13 protein-coding genes are annotated in these 20564 nt (G+C 69.7%); 1 reads left to right on the top strand and 12 read right to left on the bottom strand.

Features of this window, described 5'->3' with window-relative positions; all coding sequences use genetic code 11:
- Positions 1-16: 16 nt before the first annotated feature.
- From MBA17_RS38790 to MBA17_RS38745, 10 genes are all read right to left on the bottom strand, one after another.
- Complete coding sequence (locus MBA17_RS38790) at positions 17-883, bottom strand: hypothetical protein (protein WP_238502666.1); 867 nt, start codon at positions 881-883, stop codon at positions 17-19.
- Positions 884-965: 82 nt separating this feature from the next.
- Positions 966-2675, bottom strand: a complete 1710-nt coding sequence (locus MBA17_RS38785; protein WP_238502665.1) for a condensation domain-containing protein — start codon at positions 2673-2675, stop codon at positions 966-968.
- Positions 2672-5332, bottom strand: coding sequence for an FkbM family methyltransferase (locus MBA17_RS38780; RefSeq protein WP_238502663.1), 2661 nt, complete (start codon positions 5330-5332; stop codon positions 2672-2674). The genes MBA17_RS38785 and MBA17_RS38780 overlap by 4 nt, the downstream gene beginning before the upstream one ends.
- On the bottom strand, positions 5325-6281 hold the full coding sequence (locus MBA17_RS38775; RefSeq protein ID WP_238502661.1) for a TauD/TfdA family dioxygenase: 957 nt from the start codon (positions 6279-6281) through the stop codon (positions 5325-5327). Before MBA17_RS38775 ends, MBA17_RS38780 begins: the two co-directional genes overlap by 8 nt.
- Before the next feature lie 97 nt (positions 6282-6378).
- Positions 6379-7629: a M20 family metallo-hydrolase gene (locus MBA17_RS38770; protein ID WP_238502659.1), complete on the bottom strand. Its 1251-nt coding sequence runs from the start codon at positions 7627-7629 to the stop codon at positions 6379-6381.
- An 18-nt stretch (positions 7630-7647) separates the two neighbouring features.
- Positions 7648-10845, bottom strand: a complete 3198-nt coding sequence (locus tag MBA17_RS38765) for a non-ribosomal peptide synthetase (RefSeq protein WP_238502730.1) — start codon at positions 10843-10845, stop codon at positions 7648-7650.
- A 43-nt stretch (positions 10846-10888) separates the two neighbouring features.
- Positions 10889-12112 (bottom strand): cytochrome P450, encoded by a 1224-nt coding sequence (locus MBA17_RS38760; RefSeq protein WP_238502657.1) that lies wholly within the window; start codon positions 12110-12112, stop codon positions 10889-10891.
- A gap of 8 nt (positions 12113-12120) precedes the next feature.
- The gene (locus MBA17_RS38755) at positions 12121-14127 is read right to left on the bottom strand and encodes a carbamoyltransferase family protein (RefSeq protein WP_238502655.1); all 2007 of its coding nucleotides are present in this window, start codon (positions 14125-14127) and stop codon (positions 12121-12123) included.
- Positions 14128-14568: 441 nt separating this feature from the next.
- Complete coding sequence (locus MBA17_RS38750; RefSeq protein ID WP_238502653.1) at positions 14569-14796, bottom strand: hypothetical protein; 228 nt, start codon at positions 14794-14796, stop codon at positions 14569-14571.
- A gap of 380 nt (positions 14797-15176) precedes the next feature.
- Positions 15177-16073: an alpha/beta fold hydrolase gene (locus MBA17_RS38745; protein ID WP_238502651.1), complete on the bottom strand. Its 897-nt coding sequence runs from the start codon at positions 16071-16073 to the stop codon at positions 15177-15179.
- A gap of 102 nt (positions 16074-16175) precedes the next feature.
- On the opposite strand from MBA17_RS38745, the gene MBA17_RS38740 reads away from it, so the two are divergent.
- On the top strand, positions 16176-16841 hold the full coding sequence (locus MBA17_RS38740) for a TetR/AcrR family transcriptional regulator (protein WP_238502649.1): 666 nt from the start codon (positions 16176-16178) through the stop codon (positions 16839-16841).
- A gap of 78 nt (positions 16842-16919) precedes the next feature.
- Here the strand turns inward: MBA17_RS38740 and MBA17_RS38735 are convergent, their stop codons facing one another.
- Both MBA17_RS38735 and MBA17_RS38730 read right to left on the bottom strand, forming a co-directional pair.
- Entirely contained in the window at positions 16920-18635 is a 1716-nt protein-coding gene (locus tag MBA17_RS38735) for an ABC transporter ATP-binding protein (protein WP_238502647.1), read from the bottom strand.
- Entirely contained in the window at positions 18632-20452 is a 1821-nt protein-coding gene (locus MBA17_RS38730; RefSeq protein ID WP_238502645.1) for an ABC transporter ATP-binding protein, read from the bottom strand. Before MBA17_RS38730 ends, MBA17_RS38735 begins: the two co-directional genes overlap by 4 nt.
- Positions 20453-20564: the final 112 nt, after the last annotated feature.

The following is a 20564-nucleotide window of genomic DNA, read 5'->3' as shown; positions in this document are numbered from 1 at the left end:
ACAAAAGGGAGAGGCCTCAGGAGGCCGCCGGAGCGGGTGGCTGGGTCAGCCAGTAGCCGCACATCAAGGTCCGGCGCTCGACGCCCGGCTCCCCGCCGAGGACGCCGTGCAGCGCATGGGGGGCGTTGGGCATGACGAAGGCCCGGTTGGGCGCGAAATCGAGCTGGTGGACCGCTTGGTGATCGGCGTTGGAGGTGAAGGTGAGCGGCCGGACGGCGCCGGGTTGCGCCGAGTACAACGCGGTCCCCCAGCGGGTGGCGCTGTCGGGCGTGACCGCGCCCTTCAGATCGAGGTAGACCACGATGGTCAGCAGCTTGGGCAGGGCGTCGACGTGTGCGCCCAGCGCGTCGCTGACGCCGGCGTCGAGGTTGGCGTACAGCTTGAAGTTGGTGGTGTCGAGGCTGCTCAGGTCGAGCGTGGCGAGGTTGCGCTCGACGGTGTCGGCGAAACAGGTGAACAGGCCCCGGACGAATCGGGGATGGCGCAGGGCCAGCCGCAGGCGCAGCCAGGTGGCGCCGGACAGGCCGTCGCCGGCCAGCGAGTTGTCGACGATGCGCTGCCTGCGTTCGCCGATATAGGCGGTCGAGGCGGCGCCCGGCAGCCCGGTGACGGCGGCGAAGGCCTCGGCCGCCGGCCAATCGCGCAGGATGTCCTGGTAGAGGGTCTCGGGCAGAAAATCGTCGATCGTGGCGACGGTGAAGGACCGCTCCAGCACCCGCATGTGATCGAGGGTGGGGGCGAGGTCGATCTCAGGCACGCCGGCGAACTCGTCGAGTGCGCCAGGGCCCTGCTCGTAGCGGGTGAGGAAGTCCTCGACGAGCGGGTACGCCGGCGCGGCGGCGCCATCGGTGGCGGCGTGCCGGGCGGTGGCATCAGGAGTCATGTTCGGTGTCCGATCAATGGCGTGGGCGGATGGGATGGGCGAAGCAGACAGGGGCGGGGACGACGCGCGGGGTGTCTCGCGCTCACTGTCGTGTCCGGGTGTCGATCGCGGCGGCCACCCCTTTGAGGGTGGGATCCTCGTAGACCGAGGGGACGGGCAGCTCGACCGCGAACGTCTCGCGAACCTGAGCCACCATCAGGGCCACCAGCAGGGAGTGCCCGCCGAGGTGCAGGAAGCTCGCGCTCGGCTCGATGTCGTCGGTGTGGAGCAGGCCGGCCCAGATGCCGTACAGCGCCTCCTCGGTGGCGGACATCGCCGGGGAGCCGGAGCTCTGATCGGCCGGGGCGGCATCCACGGAGGGGAGCCGGACGGGAGATGGCCGAAAGTCGGGCACGGGCAGTGCCCAGTCGCGGATCGGCAGGTCCGGGTCGGCGGAGACGAGGCGGAGGACGTCGTGGTAGGCACAGGCCAGGTCGTGTGCGGTCTGCGCGTCGATCGTGTCGGTGCGGTAAAGCAGTCGGCCGGCGAGGGTGCCGTCGTCATCCGACCAGAGGTGCAGCTCCAGGGGATAGCGGATGTCGACGCGGTCGATGGGGAAGCGCTCGATGCGCACTCCGTCGAGCTCCACGTCCTGGTAGGGCAGGTTGGCGAAGGCGAGCGAGATCTGCGGCAACGGTCCGATGCGACCCGCGTGGTGTTGGGCGAGCCGCTGCACCACCTGGTGGTAGGGAGCCTGGCTGTGATCGTAGGCATCCAGCGCGGTGGAGCGCGTCTGCCTGAGCAGGTCACGGAAGGTCATGGTGTCGGTGAAGCGGAAGCGCAGCGGCAACACGTTGACGAAGAAGCCGATGAGCGACTCGAAGTCGGGCGGGCGTTCGCCGTAGGGGGTGTTGACGATGACGTCGCTCTGCCCGCCGGCGTGCCGGATGACGGCGGCCAAGGCGGCGTGCAGGGCCATGAACACGGTCGCGCGCTCGTGGCGGGCCAGCGCGGTCAGCGCGCGGGAGGTGGTCGCGCCGATGGCGAGTTCGATGCCGGCGCCCAGGCCGCCGGTGGCGGCGGGCCGGCGGATCCGCGGGGTGAGCGGAAGCTCGGGCAGGTCGCCGACGCCGTGGAGTTGGGTCTCCCAGTAGGCCAGATGAGAGCTCAGCACGGCCGGATCGAGGGCCCGCTGCCAGGTGACGAAGTCGCCGTAGGTCGCCGGCAGTGCCGGCAGCGGGGAGGGCCGCCCGAAGCGGTGGGCGGCGTACAGCTGGGACAGCTCAGAGGCGAACAGGCTCTTCGACCAGCCATCGCAGATGATGTGGTGCGTCATCCAGAAGAAGATCTGCTGCTGGTCGGCCACGGTGAGCAGCAGGCATCGCAGTCCCGGTTCGCTCCGCAGATCGAAGGGGACGGCGGCGGCGGCGTTCAGTATGGCCGAGGCCGCGCTGTCGCGCTCCGCGGACGGAAGGTGCCGGAGGTCGTGGACCGGCAGGTCGACGGGGCACGGGGGATGCACGGCTTGGGTGACGTTCTCGCCGTCGAGGACGGGGAAGGTGGTGCGCAGCACGTCGTGCCGGGCGACGATGTCGGTGATGCTGCGCCGCAACGCCGCCTGATCCAGCGGGCCGGTCAGCTTCAACGCGGCGGGGACGTTGAAGATGGGGCTGCCGGGGGCGGCGCGTTGCTGGAGTGCGATCCCGTGCTGTCCCGGTGACAGCGGGCGCGTGCGGAACGCGTCGCCGCCGGATGCGGCCCTGCCGGGCTGCTCGTCGAGGTCCATGGTGGGTCCGTTCTCGATGGGGGTCATGGCAGCTCTCGCGGGGACAGCAGATCGTGCACCGCGGCTGCGAAGGCGTCGAGTTCCGGCGTATCGAAGAGGGTCCTGATCGGCAGGTCCGGCAGGTCGTAGCGGCGGCGGACGCGCGTGATCACTCGGGCGGCCGACAGCGAGGTGCCGCCGATGGCGAAGAAGTCGTCACCGCCGCCGACCGGTTTGCCCAGGACGCCGCCCCACAAGGCAGCGATCTCGGCGGCGAGGGGGCTGGCGGCGTGCCGGTCATCGGTGTCGAGGCTGGTCGGAACGTCCCTGATGAGCACCCCGCGATCGATCTTCCCGCTGGCAGTCCGGGGAAGATCATCCAGGATGGTCACCGTGGCCGGCGTCGCGTGCGAGGGGAGACGGTCGGCCAGATGCCGGGACAGCTCACGATCCGACACCGCGGTGATCTGGTCGCCGAGCAGGCCGGGAGCGGCCGGGTCAGGACGGCGGGCGCCGGGGCGGCGCGCGTACAGATAGTGCAGTGCGGAGCCGGTGAACATCACGTCCTGCCGCGTGACGACGGTGTAGCCGCGCCGGGTGAGCAGGCCGGTCATGACCTCCAGACGCCCGTCGATGTCGTGGACTTCGGCGACGATCTGCTGGATGCGCGCCCAGTGCCGATCGTCGATCCCGGCCAGCAGGTCGAGCTCGGACTTCTGCACGTCGATCTTCAGCAGGTCGATGAGGTCGATGCCCTCGGCGTCGATGACGTCGCTGAGGCGCGTCAGCCGGCACGGCAGGGAGCGCTGCACCAGCTTCGCCTCGGCCAGGTCGTCCAGCAGGTCGTGCAGTTCGTCCCGATCGGCAAGGGCGTGATGCCGTACCTGATTGGCGATGATCGAGGTCAGGGTCTGCAACTCCTCGGAACTGTCGGCGTGCACCGAGGACAGGCCCGTGCTGTGCGGATACCACGTCAGGGTCGCCGTCCCGGTGTGATCGCTCAGCCCCTGGACGCGGACGGTGACGTTGCGGCAGTCGTTGGCGCGCAGATTCGCCTTGAGGATGCCGGCGGTGGGCAGCGCCGGCTCGAAGGCCAGGACGCGGGCGTGCCGGTATCGGGCGGCCACGCTGAGAGCGAACAGGCCGGCGTTGGCGCCGGCGTCGATGACGTACGCGTCCGCCGGCAGGCCGATGCCGTGCTGCAGGTAGATCTCACGCTCGAAGATCTCCTCGTACATGAAGTCGGTCTCCGCGCGATGCAGGTCCATGATGCGCAACCCGTTGGGCAGCAGGCGAAGGCGGTCGGACAGGTCCTGGCTCAGGTAGCCGTCGCGCAGCCGGGCGAAGGCCAGCAGGCGCGGGCCCTGTTCGGTGGGCAGCGCGACCACGGCGGACTCCGCCACCGCCGCGTGCTCGCGCAGCGCCGTCTCGATCTGCGCGAGATCGACCCGCTTGCCGCTCACCTTGATCAGGCGGTCCGCGCGGCCGGCGAAGGCGAGGACGCCGCGCTCGTCCAGGCGCCCCAGGTCGCCGGTCCGATAGTGCCTGGCGGGAACGCCGTCGTGGCCCGGGCCGAGCGTGAAGCGGTCGGCGGTCAGGATGGGATCGCCCCGGTAGCCGAAGGCGAGGCTCGGGCCGGCCACGGCGATCTCGGCCAGGCCGTCACCGGCCGGTGAGGTTCCCGGGTCGATGAGTTCGATCTCGACGCCCGGCAGCGGCGTGCCGATCGGGACGATCGGGGCCGTGTGATCGCTGCTGCCGAGGGGGTGCAGGCAGACGATGCCGGCGGTCTCGGTCTGCCCGTACATGTTGAACATGGCCAGATCGGGTCGGCCGGAGGCCGCGCGCCAGGCCGCGACGAGCCGGCCGGGCAGCGGTTCGCTGGCGAGCAGCAGCATCCGCAGGCGGTTCCCGAGCGCCGCGGCCACCTCCCGCGGCGGCAGGCCGTCCACGGCGTCGAGCAGCACCGACAGCAGCGAGGGAATGAGGTCCGCGACGGACACGCCGCTGTCACGGATCAGCCGCAGCAGCGCGTGCGGGTCCAGGCGCTGGTGCTGCGTCGCGATGACCACGCGCGCGCCGTACAGCAGCGGCAGGAACAGTTGCCGCACGGAGGAGGAGAATGCGAAGGAGGCCACATGCAGGTAGGTGTCGTGAGGGGTGATGCCGCCGACCGCGGCGCCGAGGGCATGGAGGTTGTGCCGCACACCGGACTGCCCCACCTCCACCAGCTTCAGCGCTCCCCCTGACCCGGAGGTGGGCATCACGTAGGCCAGTCCGGGCGTCGGCTCGGCGACGGCCGCCGGCGGGGGCGGAAGCGGCTCGGTGGGCTCGCGCGGACCGCCGGCGAGCGCGACCAGGTCGCGGGCGCCGGCCAGGATCAGGTGCGGCTGAGCCTGGTGGAGGATCTGCCGGAGCAGGTCGGGCGGGGCATCCTGATCCAGCGGCAGGTACGCGCACCGCGCCCGCAGAATGCCGATGATCGCGGCGACCGTCTCCAGGTCGCGTTCGGCGGGGAGCGCGACCAGGCCGCCGGCCGGCACACCGGCACGACGCAGTCGATCGGCCGCCAGGCGGGTGGCCCCGTCCAGTTCCTGGTAGGTGAGGGTCTGACCGCGACACTCGATGGCGATGGCCCGCGGCGTTCGCTCGGCCCAGCGGGCGCAGGCGTCGGACGGCCACGTCTCGGATGCGAACTCAACCATGCCGGCCGACCTTCTCGACGTCGGCCAGGCGGGTGGGGCCGCCCATGGCGACCAGCACTTCACGCTGACCGGTGAAAGCGGCGCGGCCGTGGGCGGTGAGCATGTTGTCCAGGAACAACAGGTCTCCCGGTCGCCAGTCGAACGTCCGCCGCTCGGCGTGGTAGGCCGCACGGATGGTGTCCAGCACGTGCGGGTCCAGGTCGCCGCCGTCAGGGAGCCTGGCGTCCATGGGCAGGTCGTCGCCGTAGATCTCCCGCCACAGGGCTTCGAGGTCGGGGCCGCCGTTGGAGGGATGCCATTGGTGGGCCTGGTTGAACCAGACCCGCTCGCCGGTGACGGGATGGACGATCGCGGCCGGCCGGACCTGGCTCGTTCGCAGGGTGCCGTCGCTCAGCCAGGTGAAGTCGATGTCATGCGTGCGGCAGTACGCCTCGACCGCGCCGGGATCGTCAGTGGCGAAGACCGTGGGCCAGCCGACCCCGGCGCCCTTGCCCTCATGCATGTGCCGCAGATAGCGCACGGCCGTCGGCGGAGGGGAGGGGGAGTCGGTCTCGATGCGCGCATAGATCCTGCGGCTGTCGGCCAAGGGGGTCTGCCCGCCGCTCTCGGCGGCCTTTCTGCAGTAGAACGCCAGTGTCGCGGGCCATCGCGTGCTGTAGGAGAGTTCGTTGTGCAAGGCGATGACCTGGTCGGCCGCGTACTCCGTCGAGGTGTAGACGCCATCGTCCACCGCGGTGCGTGGCGAGGCCCCCTCGACGTAGTCCATGAGCGGTCCGAGGATCACCGCGGCGGCCTCGCGGAATGCGCCCGGCGGCAGGACGGCGAAGCCGCGGACGAGGACGGCTCCGTCCGTGAGGAGCAGGCCGCGGACGTCCTCGCGGTGACGTTCCAGCCAGGCGGTCAAGGCAGGGCCGGAGCGCTGGGGGGAGAGCAATGACGGCAGGGTCATGGCGAGTACCTGTTTCGGCGGTCGGAGCAGGCGAGGAGACGGAGCGCCGCGGTGCGGGGGGCGCTCGCCGGGTGGTGGCGGGGCCCGCCGGGGAACGTCATCGCCGTCCCGCCGCACGCAGCGTCGCGCCGAGCAGCACGCGGGCTCCGGCGATCAGGTCGGCCGGCGAGGTGTCCTCCTGCGGCACGTGGCTGACACCGCCGATGCTCGGTACGAAGATCATCCCTGAGGGCGTGATCCCGGCCATGATCTGGGCGTCATGGCCGGCACCGCTGGACAGGATGCGAGCGGCCAGGCCGTGCGCGGCGGCGCTGCCGGTGATGTGCCGCCGCATCTCGGCGTCCATGGCCGTCGGCTCGGAGCGGACCAGCCGCCGGCATCGGACGCCGAGCCGGCAGCGGGCCGCGATGGAACCCGCCTGATCCCGTACGGCGTCTTCCGCCTTGGTCAGCCGTGCCGCGTCCGCGTCGCGTAGGTCGACCAGCAGGCGGGCATGGCCGGCAAGGGTGTTGGCCGAGTTGGGCTCCACCTGCACGTGTCCCACGCTCGCGACGTGGCAGAGGCCCTGCTCGGCCAGCTCGCGGGTGGCGGTGATCAGATGAGCGGCGCCCAGGAGCGCGTCGGCGCGGGCGGCCAGGGGAGTGGTGCCGGCGTGCGCGGCCTCGCCGGTGAAGTCGACGGCCAGGACGGCTCGGCCGGTGATGGCGTCCACGATGCCGATCCGCTCAGGACCGGCCGCAAGGATCGGGCCCTGCTCGATGTGGAGCTCCAGATAGCCGCGCACGCTGGGCGATGGCCATACCGCGGTGGGCAACGCCTCGAGGTCGCCGCCGGCCAGGGCCAGGGCAGGGGCGAGAGGATCGCCGTCGTGATCGGCCGGTTGCTCGGGCAGGGAACTCAGCATTCCCGCGGCGACCATGGAACCCCAGAACGCCTGCGGGAACAGGGCCCCCTCCTCGTTGGCGAAGGCGATGGCGGCCACGTCGCAGCCGAGGTCGATGTGCCGCTCGGCGAGGACCTGGACCACCTCGAGTGCGGACACCACGCCGTACGCGCCGTCCAGCCATCCGCCGTTGACCACGGTGTCGAGATGCGAGCCGATCAGAAGGGTCGGGCGGGTCCGGTCGATGGCGGCGCGGCCGAACAGCACGTTGCCCGCGGCGTCGATCTCCGCGTGCAGGTTCGCGCGCCGCGCCTGGCCGATCAGAAAGGCGTCGGCCTGACGGCCGGCCTCGCTGAAGCCGGGTCTCGTGATACCGCCTTCGGCCGTCCGGCCGAAGGCCGACAGGTCGCGCAGGCGTCGCAACAGCCGCTCACCATTGATGTCCGGTTCGCTGCCGGCGCCCATGGGAATCACCTTTCCTCCTCACCGCGTGCCCGGGTGGGCAGGCGGGGACGTCCCCGCCGGTCCGGGGCGTGCCGATGGGTGGCCCTGCTGATCCAGCAGGGCGGCGAACTCACCGAAGGTCGCGCTTCTGCGGATCAGATCCAGGACCTGCTCGACGGGCAGGACGCCCTCCTCGGCCAGCCGGGCGGCGACCTGCACGTCGCGGGTGAGGTCGCCGTCGGACGTGGTGAGCCGGGTGTCCACGGTGACCTCGGCGAGCTCATGGACCCGTCGCCACACGTCGGCGGCCAGCTCGCCGCGGGCCGTGACCGCCGCCGCGCGGACGCGGGCGCTGCCGGCCTGATGCCGCCCAGGAGCCGGCAGCGCCTTGCGGTCCACTTTGCCGTTGCTGTTCAACGGGATCTCGGCCACGGAGATCAAGAAGCCGGGCACGAGGTAGTCGGGCAGAGACTCGCTGAGAAAGGTCCTCAGCAACTCAGGGGTGACAGCGCCGCGGGGAACGTAATAGCCGGCCAGCGCGACCGTTTCGCGGGTGGCGCCCACACGGGTCACCGTCGCCTCCGCGACCATCGGATGACGCGCGATGGCGGCCTCGACTTCGGCGGGGTCCACACGATAGCCCCGGATCTTGAGCTGGTCGTCGACTCTGCCCAGGAACTCCAGCACGCCTTGGGGCGACCAGCGGCCGATGTCGCCGGTGCGATACAGGCGCGCGCCGGGCCGGGAGTCGAACGGATCGGGGATGAACCGTTCCCGGGTGAGCTGCTCGCGATGGGCGTACCCGCGCACGACACACGAGCCGCCGATGTACAGCTCACCGGGCACACCGATGGGCAGGGGCGTGAGCTCCTCGTCGAGGACGTACATGGTGGTGTTGGCGATGGGACGGCCGATGGGGATCAGGTCGCCGTCCTCGCTGCCGTCCACGACGTGGACGGTGTTGCCGACCGACGCTTCGGTCGGGCCGTACTCGTTGAGTATGGGGGTTTCGGGGTCGAGCCGCCGCCAATGCCGGAGGGCACGTACGGAGAACGCGTCGGCTCCGACGACCAAGGTCCCGGCCAGACGCCGGGCGGCGGCCGGTTGGATCAGCTCGCTGAAGGTGTCCAGTTGCCCGGGGGTCAGTTTGATGAAGGTGAAGGGGGCCAGTCGTGCCAGCGTGTCGGCGATGTCGAACAGGCTGAGATCTTCACCGAGGATGCACACTCGCTCCCCGATCAGCAGGGGGATGTAGAGATTGGGCACGACCATGTCGAAGGCCACGGAGGAGAAGACCGGCGCCCCGCCGTGGCCGCGCCGGGCGTAGATGTCGATGCCGTGCTGCAGGTAGTTCGCCACGCCGCGGTGCGGGACCTCGACGCCCTTCGGCCGGCCCGTCGAGCCCGAGGTGTAGATGACGTACATCAGGTCGTCGGCGTCACTGGTGCGCCCGAGATTCGTGCCGGGCAGGCGCGCCGCGTCCGGTGCGGGCTCATCGACGAGGAGGATGCGCCAGGGGCCCGGGGGCAGGGTGCCGACGTGGCGGTCGTCGGCCAGGACGAGCAGCGCGCGTGAGTCCTGCAGCATGTAGGCCGTCCGCGGCGCGGGCTGGTGCGGGTCCAAGGGGACGTAGGCGGCGCCGGCCTTGATGACCGCGAGGAAGGCCACCAGCATGTTCGCGTCTCGGGTGGTGTAGACGCCCACCGTCCCGCCGACCCCCACGTCGTACGTCCGCAGGTGGCGCGCGAGCCGGTTGGCGCGGGCGTTGAGCTCGTCGAAGGTGAGGGTGACCTGGCCGTCGGTGACGGCGGTGGCATGGGGGGTGCGGCGCACCTGTTCTTCGAACAGCTCGTGGACCGGACGGTCGAGGTCGTAAGGCCGGGGGTGGAGGTTCCAGCGCGTCAACGTCAGGTCGCGTTGTGCGGCGGTCAGGGCCGGCAGCGGTTTGTGGTCGTCATCGCTGGACAGGTAGTGGCGCAGTGCCTCCAGGTGCAACCGCATGACCTCGCCCAGTTGCCCGCTGGTGAGGCCGGGCGCGGCGGTGATCCTGAGCAGGATGCGGCCCTGCGCCGTCGCGTGGAAGAACTCCGCGGCGATGGTGCCACTGAAGGGCAGGTGGGCGTGGCCGATCTCCGCCGTCGGGGCGGGCCGGGACGAGCGCTCGGTACGGGTCGTCGCCAGCGGTGTGATGGCCCCCCGCGCGCCGTCGAGCAGGTCCGCCTCGAGCGACCACGTGCTGTAGACGAAGGTCGCGTCGGGCACCTGCTCCACGTCGCGGATCCGTTGCAGCCGCACGGGGGAGAAGGCCGCGGCGAGGGCGGCTCTGCGGGTTTCGCGTACCTGGTCGACCGCGGCCTGCCAGGAGGACGGCAGCGCGATCAGGACGGGCAGGGTCGCGGTCAGCATGCCCACGGGACGCGGCACGTCGAGCTGATGGAGGTCCGCCTCCAACTCGATCGCGACGCTGGAGCGACCGGTGCTCAGCGCCACCGCCTTGCCGTGCACGGTGAGCAGGATGTCGGCGATCGAGACGTTGTGCCGCTCGCCGGCCTGCTGCAGCCCGCCGACCAGCTCCGGCGGCAGCTCGGCCTCGATCTGCGGTGGTACTGACCCGGACCGGTCGCTTTCCCCCTTTTCGACAGGCTCTTCCTGCGCGGGAGCGATCCAGTGCTGGGGTGGGGCAGCGGTGATCTCGTGAAAGGTCGCGGCCCACTCCTGGACGGCCGCCGCGTCGGGGCTCGGCGTGGTGAAGGCCGGTGGCGGCGAGGCCGGAGCCGCCGGATCCGGTTCGCCGTGGGCGGGCGACGCGTGGTAGGCGGTGAGCAGGTCCGAGAAGATCCGGGGGAGGCTGTGACGGTCGAGAAGGGCGGAATGAGCCACCAGGACGATGTGAAACTCATCCTCCGTCAAGCGATGGCCGCTCAGCCGTACGAGCGGGGCCCGGCTCAGCTCGAACGGCTTCGCGGCCTCGGCCCGGATCCACCGGCGAAGCTCGGTGCGCGGATCGGCCAGGCCGCGCAGATCCGCGATGGCGGGGCCGATCTCGGCGACGGCGTCCACCACCTGCCGTGGTTCGTGGCCGGGAAGCAGGTCGAACCGGCTGCGCAGCGCGGGATGCCGGACGGCCGTCAGGCTGACCGCCCGGCGGAATCGCGCACCATCGAAAGGGAGGTGACAGACGAGGTGAGCGAGGGCATTGACAGTGCGGGAACCATCTGTGCCTCGTACGGGCCACATGCGCGCGAGCTGGTGCTCCGAGACCTGTGACCAGGTCCGTGCCTCACTTCGCATCGTGTCCCCCTTCGTACCTGAGCAGGCGGGTGGGGAGGTAGTCGAAGCCCCAGGTGCGGTTCGATCTCGACCGCCGTGCGGAGCCCGTCACTTCGAGGCGGCTCGCCCGAAGGGCCAGCTCCTCGATGAGGATGCGCAGCTCTTGCTGGGCGAGCCAGGCGCCCAGGCAGAAGTGGCTGCCGGCGCCAAAGGTGAGATGGCGGTTCGGCTGCCGGCCGACATCGAAGGTGTGCGCCTGAGGAAAGACGCTCTCGTCCCGGTTGACGATCGGGTTCCAGATCGTCACCCGCTGCCCCTTCTTGATGAGGGTGTCGTTGATCTCCAAGTCCTCGGTGGCGGTACGCATGACGTTCAGGCTCGGCGCGGACCAGCGAAGAATCTCGTCGATGGCCGTCTCCACCAGCGATGGGTCGTTCCGCAGCCGCTGCCATTGATCGGGATGCTCGCTGAAGGCCACGGCGCATCCGGTCAGCGCCTGTCGTGTGCTCTCGTGCCCACCGGCCAGAAGGAGGTGGACATTGAACAGGATCTCTTCGTCGCTGAGTTGTTCGCCGGACGTGGATCGGGAGTTCGCCAAGGCGCTCAGCAGATCCGGCCGAGGAGCCTTCTTGCGTTGCGCGAGCACGCCGGCGAAGTAGACGAACAGCTGGGTGTTGGCGGTCATGACCTCGGACGGTGAGACCACGCCGACGTCCGGCCCGGTGGTGGATCCGAACGCGGTCTCCGTCCACCTGGCCACCGATCGGAGATCTGCCGAGGCAATGCCCAGCAGACCTCCCAAAGCCGTCATGGTCAATCGGCTCGCGATCTCGGTGACGAAGTCGAACGGCTCGGAATCGACGAACTCGTCAATGGCTTCGCGCGCCGCCCTGCGCACTTCGGGTAGGAGTTCGTGCAGCCCGCCCGGCGTCAGGTGCCGGCTGACGATGGCCTTGATGCGACGGTGTTCGCCGCGGTCGGACAGCACCAGCATCTTTCCCGCCGCCGGCAGGCGGTCGGTCGATATCTGGCCTACCTGGATACCCTGCTCCGAGGTGAAGGCCCGGGGGCTCCGGTAGACCTTGAGCGCGTCGGCGTAGCGCGTCAACGCCCAGAATCCGCCGCCCTCGCGCAGGCCGTTCCAATAGACGGGGTGGCGTTGTTGCAGAAACCTCAGCTCGGCCAGGCCGCCGGTGGACGCGTAAAGGTCCGGATCCGCGAGATCGATGGCCATGGCCCGTCTCATCCTCCCACTTCGGAGTCGTACTGAGGCAGCGGGAAGCGGGGTTCGGGCAGCGCGGGAACCGCCGCCCAGCGCACCAGTCCGCGGCGACGCAGGTCCAGGGTCAGATCCACGGCCTCGTCCTCGGTGACGCCCAGGGCGATGGCGATCTTCCGTACCGGCAGGTCGCCCGTCGCGTACTCCAGCAATTGCTCGACGTGCGGATCGGCATGCCGGGCAGGCGCTGTTTCGCTCCGCTGCGGGCACAGGGCGGCGAGGTCCGGGCCCTCGATCTCATGGTCGCCGAGAAAAAGGCGGTCGAGACGGGTGCCGTACAGGAATTCCATCGTGTGGCGGGGATCCTCGACGATCGGCCTGCCTCGGATGTTCAGACTGGTGTTGAGAACCAGCGGCAGGCCCGTGAGCCGGTGGAACTCCTCGATGAGTGCCCGAAAACTCCCAGGCAGGTCCGGGTCGACGGTCTGCAGCCGAGAGGTTCCATCGACGTGGACGACCTCCGCCACGAGATCGGCGCACTCCGGCCGGGCCGGGCAGATCATCAGCATGAAAGGGCTGTCACGGGCCGGAAGGTCGAACCATTGTGCGGCGTGCTCGGCGAGTATCGAGGCGGCGAACGGCCGGAAGGCCTCCCGGAACTTCACCCGCGCATTCAGCCGATCTTTCATGCCGGCGATTCCGGGGTGACACAGGATCGATCGCGAGCCCAGCGCGCGAGGCCCGAACTCCGCCCGGTCCTGGAACCAGCCGATGATCTCGCCACGCGCGATGGCCAGGGCGCCGGCCTGGGCCGCCGAGCGGGGGCTGTGATGACGGACCGCGGAGAGCTCCCATTCCCTGGCGAGGGCGTCGATGGTGTGATCCGGTTCGGTGGTCAGGCGAGCGGGGCCGAGGAACGTATGCCGCATCGCTGCGTCGCCCCTGGCCGTGCCACCGCGGGTCTGGTCCTTGAGCAGGACATGATGGGCGTACAGCGCGGCGCCGATCGCGTTTCCGTCGTCGGTGGCCGCCGGAAAGATGTGGATGTTCTCGAGATCGATCTCCCGGGCGACCCGAGCGTTGAGCAGGGAATTGAGAAAACATCCGCCTGAAAGCACCAGATTAGAACTTCCGGTGCGAGCCAGGATATCGTTGATCAGATGCATGCATGCTTCTTCGAATTCCGCCTGAATCTGCGCCGCCAGGTCTTTGTGAAACTGCTCGATCGGGCCGTCGGCGGGACGGGGAAGTAACTTGACACCGTCACCGCGGCGCGCTGCTACTTTGAGATCGACCAAATTGTCCGTCGCGCCTTCGAATGACAGGGAGCCGCCGTCGACGCTGATGAACAGATTGCCGGATGAGAGCCGCCGGCCGTAAGCGGAAAGCCCCATGGTCTTCCCCGCGTCGTCGTACGTCGATCCATTCTCGGAGAAGCCCAGGGCCAGGGTGACGACTCGATAGAGTTCCCCGATGCCGCTCAGTTCGCCGGGAATCCACAGTTCGCCGTTCCGGCGTCGCCCCGCGATGCGGTCATCGTCGCGGATATTGCGCCAGACGAGCCGGGGATCTTCGCCGCGGCGAAACATGAAAGCGCTCTCCCGCTCGCGCGAACGCCCGATCAGGGAACCGTACGAATCGATCACGAGCGCGGCCGCGTCGGGCAGGCCGCTGGTGTAGAAGGCGGCGCTGGCGTGCGCGAGATGGTGGCCAGGATGCGGCAGGGCCAGGCAGGAGTCCCGGTCCGCCAGCGATCCCAAGGCGTCGATCAACTGATCTTCCGCGGTCTGGTCCTGCGATTCGGTGGAGGTGGCGATCCAATAGTCGATGCCGGCCGCTTTCAGACCGGCCGAAGCCAGGAGGTCGCGCGTCAACCGGGCCATCGCCGGGGCGTACGCATGCGTGGGAACAATGCCCCGTTTGACGCCACTGGTCCGTTCCAGAGCGAGCGCGGCGGTGACTCGTCCATCTTCGATCAGGCAAGCGCTGCTGTCATGGCTCAAGTTGTAGCCGACAATTCTCAGCGGCATGTCCCATGTCCTTCCGAATAGCTGAGATCCTTGGCTCGGTTCTGGCGCTATCGCGGTGCAGCAGATTTGTGCGCGGTCGTTCTCATCGGCGCTTCAAGGTGATGCCACCGCGGCGCCGTGGATGGGCTGCGTGAGATCTGCCGCTGGACAACAGGTGATTCGGCCCATGCTGAAATGCTCCGTCTGAGTGCATGCTGATCGCTCAGGGTGGCGTCCTTTCCCGTTGACGCGCCAGTTCACCATAGGTCAGCGAATGCATAGATGCTGCATATGCTACGTATGCGAACATGCCGGTCCATCGCCCGTGTGCCCGGCAGGGCGTGTCCGCCCGCTGCTCGCTCCGCCGCACCCCGTGCCGGGCTCGCGGTTACGAAACGGGACACCGCCCAAGGGCCCCGCGAGACGGATTTCGTACCGGGCCTGTGTACAAAAAACTGATCGTCAGGTCGATTGGGGAGAGGCGGATCGTGCGAGTCGTCGTCCCATGAGGATGATCACGCTGACATCGTCGCTGCGTTTGACGATCTCCAGGGCGAGCCGGAGGTGCTTCTTGGCCCAGGGAATGAGCTTGCCCGCGTAGGCGCTGTCGGGCCAGATCAGCGAGATCCGCTCGTACCAGTCGCACAGGCGTTCCAGCGCGGGCTTGGCGTCGAAGAGAACCACTCCCACATAACGAAACGATCTGGAAGGAAACATCCATATGGAAGCTTTCCCCGCTGAAGGGCAAAAGAGCTGTTGGTTGAGCATGGACTCTACGGCTCGTTCGCGGCGACATGGGCCAACATCGAAGACAACTAGGCCTGCTGTGCACGCTTCCCTGATATCCCAGCCGTAATTATCGATCTTGGGTTGTCGCCGCTGGTAGTGGCTTGGCGAGCGTGGGCTTCATTGCGTGTCGGGGCATGACGAGCATTGGAATGAAAAGTCCCGGTAGCGGCCAAGCCGAGTCTCATCGACAAACGTTGCCGCTGCACGCGAACAGAACCACAGCACCTCAACTGAACGCCCCACCTCCGATTTGGTATGCGCTCGCATGGTCAGGAAGGTCTTCAGGAACGAAGGCCGAGAACCTCGTCGACAATCGTGTCCCACACGGGCTCGGGCAGTTCGTGACCGACGCCTGGGAGGATCCGCAGGCGCGCGCCTGGGACGCGAACCGCGATCCGGCGGGCCGCGCTGGGGCGGATCAAGGGGTCGCCCTCCCCGTGCAGCACCAGCGTGGGCGCCTTGATCGTGCTGATCGGCGGGCCGTGCCATTGGGCGCCGATCTGACGACTCTGGCTTCGCGCGTCCCGGACGCCCGCGTCGGCGATGCGCGTGATCGCCTCGCGAGAGGATCGCTCGTCGAACGGGTAACCGGGCGAGGAGACGAGCCGGGCGACGGCGACACCGGATTCGATGTCGCCTTCGACCGTGTCGGGAAATTTCAGGCGCGAAAGCTTGACGAGCGTGCTCAGCCGGACGTACCGGATGGTCTCCAGGCCCGCTGCGTCGCCGGGGACGGCCGACATCGTCGTCAGCGTTCGGACACGGCCGGGGTGCCGTATGGCGATGCGCTGGGCGATGGCGCCGCCGAGCGAGACGCCGAACAGGTGCGCGGACTCCCAGCCCAGCGCGTCCAGCACGGCGATCGCGTCGTCGGTCATCTCCTCTGCGGTGTAGGCCGCACCGCGCCTGCCGAACAGCGCTGCGATGGGGCTGCGTGCCGCGGTGGCCGGCAGGCGGGTCGACTGTCCTGCGTCCCGCTGGTCGTAGCGGGCCACGGCGAAGCCGCCTGCGCCGAAGGCCTCGCTCAGTCCCTGGGGCCACCACAGCCGGGAGACGCCGAGGCCGGTGATCAGCAGCAGAGGTTCTCCCTGATCGTTGCCGGTCAGCCGGTCGAAGGCCAGGCGGACGCCGGCGTGTGTGGCCCAGCGGACCGGAGTCCACGCCTGGGATGTGGTCACGACTGCCTCCCAATACTGCGATCGATGTTCGCAGTATTCTAAGATAGCAGTCATACCCAGGCAGAAGGAGAGCGGGTGCCCGAAGAACCGGCGAGCATATGGATGAGACCCGAACGGGGCGCGCGCGGTCCCGCACCCGAACGCAGCCGGGCGCAGATCGCCGTGGTCGCCATCGACCTGGCCATCGCGGGCGGGCTGGCGGCGGTGTCCACAAGGCAGATCGCCAAGGCGCTCGGCACCGGCCCGGCCTCCCTCTATCGGTATGTCGCCACGCGTGACGACCTCATCGACCTGATGCACGACACCGTGACCGGCGAGATCGACCTCAGCGTCCCGCTCACCGGCGATCCGGTCGAAGACCTCCTCTCACTGGCCGTCCGCACCAAAGACCTGTACCTGCGATATCCCTGGCTTCTGGACGTCCCCGTTGAACGAACCCGGCTGGGCCCTCGCGCCGCCGACTACCTGGAGCACGCGCTGCGCGCCCTCCAGCACGTACCGATGACGGGACGCCAGAAGCTCGAGGCCATCAGCCTGTTGAACGGCCTGGTGACGCTGTTCGCGCACATCGAGATTCAGGAACGGCGAACGCCCACGGCCCGCCAAGCCGCCCAGGCGGCCTATCAAGCCCAGCTCGCCGCCGACGGGCGCCACCCTCTGATCGCGGCCGCCATGGCGGACTCGACCCTCGACCCGCCCGACGATCCCCGGCAATCATTCGAGCGCATGACACGGCGGCTTCTCACCGGGCTGGGGTTGCCGGGCTGACGGCTGTCCCTGCGTCTGATGCCAACGCGGCGAAGAACCCGACCAGTGGCACCCCTGGCAATTCGCCCGAGCTCCGGCTCATTCCCGCGTAGCGGGAGCCATGGAGATGTTCCAGAAGTCGGTGTAGCGGCCGCCGTGGCCGAGCAGTTCGTCGTGGCTGCCTTCCTCCGCGATCCGGCCGCCGTCCAGGAAGACGACGCGGTCGGCGCGTTGGACGGTGCGCATCCGATGGGCCACCATCACCACCGTCCGGCCGGCCATCAGGCGTTCGATGCCTTCGTGGACGGCTGCCTCGTTGACCGGGTCCAGCGCGGAGGTCACCTCGTCGAGCAGCACGATGGGGGCGTTCTTCAGCAGCGCCCGCGCGATCGAGACCCGCTGGCGCTCACCACCGGACAGCGACGCGCCGCCCTCGCCGACGTTCGTCGCCCATCCACCGGGCAGGCGCTCGATCACCTCGTCCAGCTGTGCCGCGGCCGCCGCGGCCCGTACCTCGGCCTCGTCGGCGTCGGGACGGCCCAGGCGCACGTTCTCCTCGATGGTGCCGTCGAAGAGGTAGACGTCCTGGAAGACGATGGCGATCCGCGCCGTCAACGCCTCGGTGCTGATCGCGCGCACGTCCACGCCTCCCACGCGCACCGCGCCGGCGTCCACGTCGTAGAACCGCGCCAGCAGCTGCAGCAGCGTGCTCTTGCCCGCGCCGGACGGCCCGACGACCGCGAGCCGCTGTCCCTCGGGGACGGTGAGCGACACCTCGTCGAACACCGTGCGCTCGCCGTGCCGGAAGGTGACGGCGTCGAACTCCAGGCCGTGGTGCGCCGGCTGGATCGGCGCGCGAGGTTCCCGCAGCGGCTCGGTGCGCAGCACCGTCTCGAGTCGGGCCAGCTCCGAACGCGCGCCGCGGAGTTTGCCGCCGATGTCCGACAGCGACAGCAGCGGGTCGGCGCAGCGGGCGGCCAGCACCAGGATCGCCAGGATCTCCGCCGCGCCGATGTTCCCGCCGAGCGCGAGGTAGGCGCCCAGGACCAGTAGCCCGGTGAAGATCGCCTGCACGGTGAGCGTCAGCCCCACGGCGCTGGGCAGCGTCGCCAGCACGGTACGGCGGGAGGCGCGCTGGGCATCCAGCAGCGAGTCGTCGAGCAGTTGGAAGCGTTCGCCGGTCCGGCCGCCGGCCCGCAGCACCGGCTGGGCCTGGAGGAATTCGATGACGCGCCCGCCGGCCTCCTGGTCGCGTTCGTGATGCTCGGCGTCGGCGGCGGCCGTCGCGCGTGTCGTCCAGGCCTGGATCGCCGCCACGACGGGTGCGGCGAGCAACGCGGCCAGCCCCATCCGCCAGTTGAAGGCGATCATCACGGCCACGATGGTCAGTGGCGTGACCAGGGCGGAGATGAACGGTGCCAGCAGATGCGCGGCCACGCCCATGGCTTGCAGGAGGCCGCGGCCGGCCAGGACGGACACCTCGGCGATGCGACCGGCGTTGTACCAGCCGAGGGGGAGGCGGGCCAGGTGCTCGCCGAGCCGGTGATACATGCCGCGCAACATGGTGGTCCCGACCCGCATGCCGGACAAGTCGCTGATGTAGCGCAGCACGGCGTAGAGGGCGACCGCGGCCCCGAACGCGACCAGCCAGGGCACGGCGTCCGCGGGCGTGCTGCCGAGCAGCGCCCGCAGCACCGGGACCAGCAGCGCGTAGGACAAACCTTCGACCACCGCGGTGATCGTCATCAGGATCACGGTGCGGCGCATCGCCCGGGCGTACTCGTCTCCGAGCACGCGCAGCAGCATTCGGATCATCGGGGCTCGTCTCCTCGCAGTGCGCCACCGTGGGTTTCGATCTCGGCGGATTGGTGGGATCGCCAGAACGCGGCGTACCTTCCGCCTCGTGTCAGCAGGTCGGCGGGCCTGCCGCGTTCGACGATCGCTCCGTCCTCCAGCACCACGACGGTGTCGGCGTCGGCGACCGTCTCCAGCCGGTGGGCGATGACGACGATCGTGCGGTCGCCGCTCAGCGTCGCCAGGGCCCGGCGGACCGCCTGCTCGGTCTGCGGGTCGGCGAAGGAGGTCGCCTCGTCCAGCACCAGAACGGGCGTGTCGGCCAGCAGCGCGCGGGCGATCGAGATCCGCTGCGCCTCGCCTCCGGACAGCTTGGCCTCTTCACCGAGCACCGTGTCGTATCCGCGCGGCAGCTGGAGGATGCGATCGTGGATGCCAGCCAGCCGGGCGGCGCGGACCACGTCGTCGCGGCCGGCCCGCGGCACCGCCAGCGCGATGTTGTCGGCGACCGAGACGCGCAGCAGACGGACGTCCTGGAAGACGAAGGACACCTGCCGATACAGCTCCCGGCTGCCGATCTCGCGCAGATCGACGCCGCCGAGAAGGACCGAGCCGTGGGTGGGGTCGAAGAACCGCGGCAGCAGCTGGACCAGCGTGGACTTGCCGCTTCCCGACGGCCCGACGACCGCGGTGACCGTCCCCGGCTCCAGTACCAGGTCGATGCCGCGCAGCACCTCGTGGTCGGCGTCGTAGGCGAAGCGGACGTCACGCAGTTCCACCCGGTGCCCCTGCGGCGGACGCGGGCGGGCGGGCTCGGGCAGTGGCCGGACCGCGAGCACGTCTTTGATCCGGCCGACCGCGCGGCCGGCGCTCTGCAGATCGTCGAAGCCGTGGCCGAGCGCCGCCACCGGAGCGGTCAGTCCCAGCCCGAGCAGCAGGAACGGCAACAGATCCGCCGGGGCCAGGCCACCGGACGTGATCAGCGCCGCGCCACCGATCAGCACGATGAGCAGCACGAACGGCGGCGACAGCGCCAGCTGCATCCCGGCGGCGATCACGGACATGCCGCGCACCCAGCGGGAGAAGATGCTGACGAAGTCGTCGGCGGCCGTCAGGAACGTGCGGTGGGCGCGCTCGCCTCCGCCGAACGCCTTGACCACCGAGATGCCTTGCACGAACTCGACGACGGAACTGGCGATCCGTCCCATGGCCGCGTCGTAGGCCTCCTGCTCGCGCGTCCTGGCGGGCAGCATCAGCAGCGGGACCAGCGCTATCGCCAGCACCACCGGGATCAGCGTGATCAGCGTGAGCCGCCAGTCGACGGTGAACAAGTAGATCAGCGACACCAGCGGCACCACGAACGCGGCGACGAGCTCGCCGGGGGCGTGGGCGATGAACGGGTGCACGGCGCTCACGTCCTCGCCCACCACCTTGGCCAGCTCGCCGGTGCGGCGCCGGGAGAACCAGCCGATCGGGACGCGTCCCAGCGACGCGGCCAGCTGCCGGCGGAACGTCAGTTGCACCCGGCTGTCGAGAAGATGCCCGATTCCCGACGACGCGGCGGTGAACAGCAGCCGGACGAGCAGGCCGGCCGCACCCGCGATCACCACGGTCCAGACGTGAGCGTGGTCGATCGGGCCGGGCGACAGCAGGGTACGGCCCAGTTCGACGACCGCCAGCAGCGGGGCCAGACCCGCGAGCGCGCCGATGACCTGCAGGATCACCACGGCCGCGAAACTCCGCAGATGAGGGCGCAACAGCCGTGTCATGCTCTGTCCCGCCGCGGAATCGGCATCCGGCTGCTCGATCGTCTGAGCGAGGTCGGTGGTGGCGGTCATCGTTCTCCGGTCTTCGTCGATCTCGTCACGACCCGGCCCGTGGCCGAGCCGACGGTGGATGAGAGGGCGGTGGATGAGAGGGCGGGCCGGCCTGGGCGGACGGTCATGCCGC

It is taken from the genome of Dolomitihabitans soli (genome assembly GCF_022213955.1).
Classification (GTDB): Bacteria; Actinomycetota; Actinomycetes; order Streptosporangiales; family Streptosporangiaceae; genus Streptosporangium_A; species Streptosporangium_A soli.
This window is presented reverse-complemented; position numbering and strand designations above follow the sequence as displayed.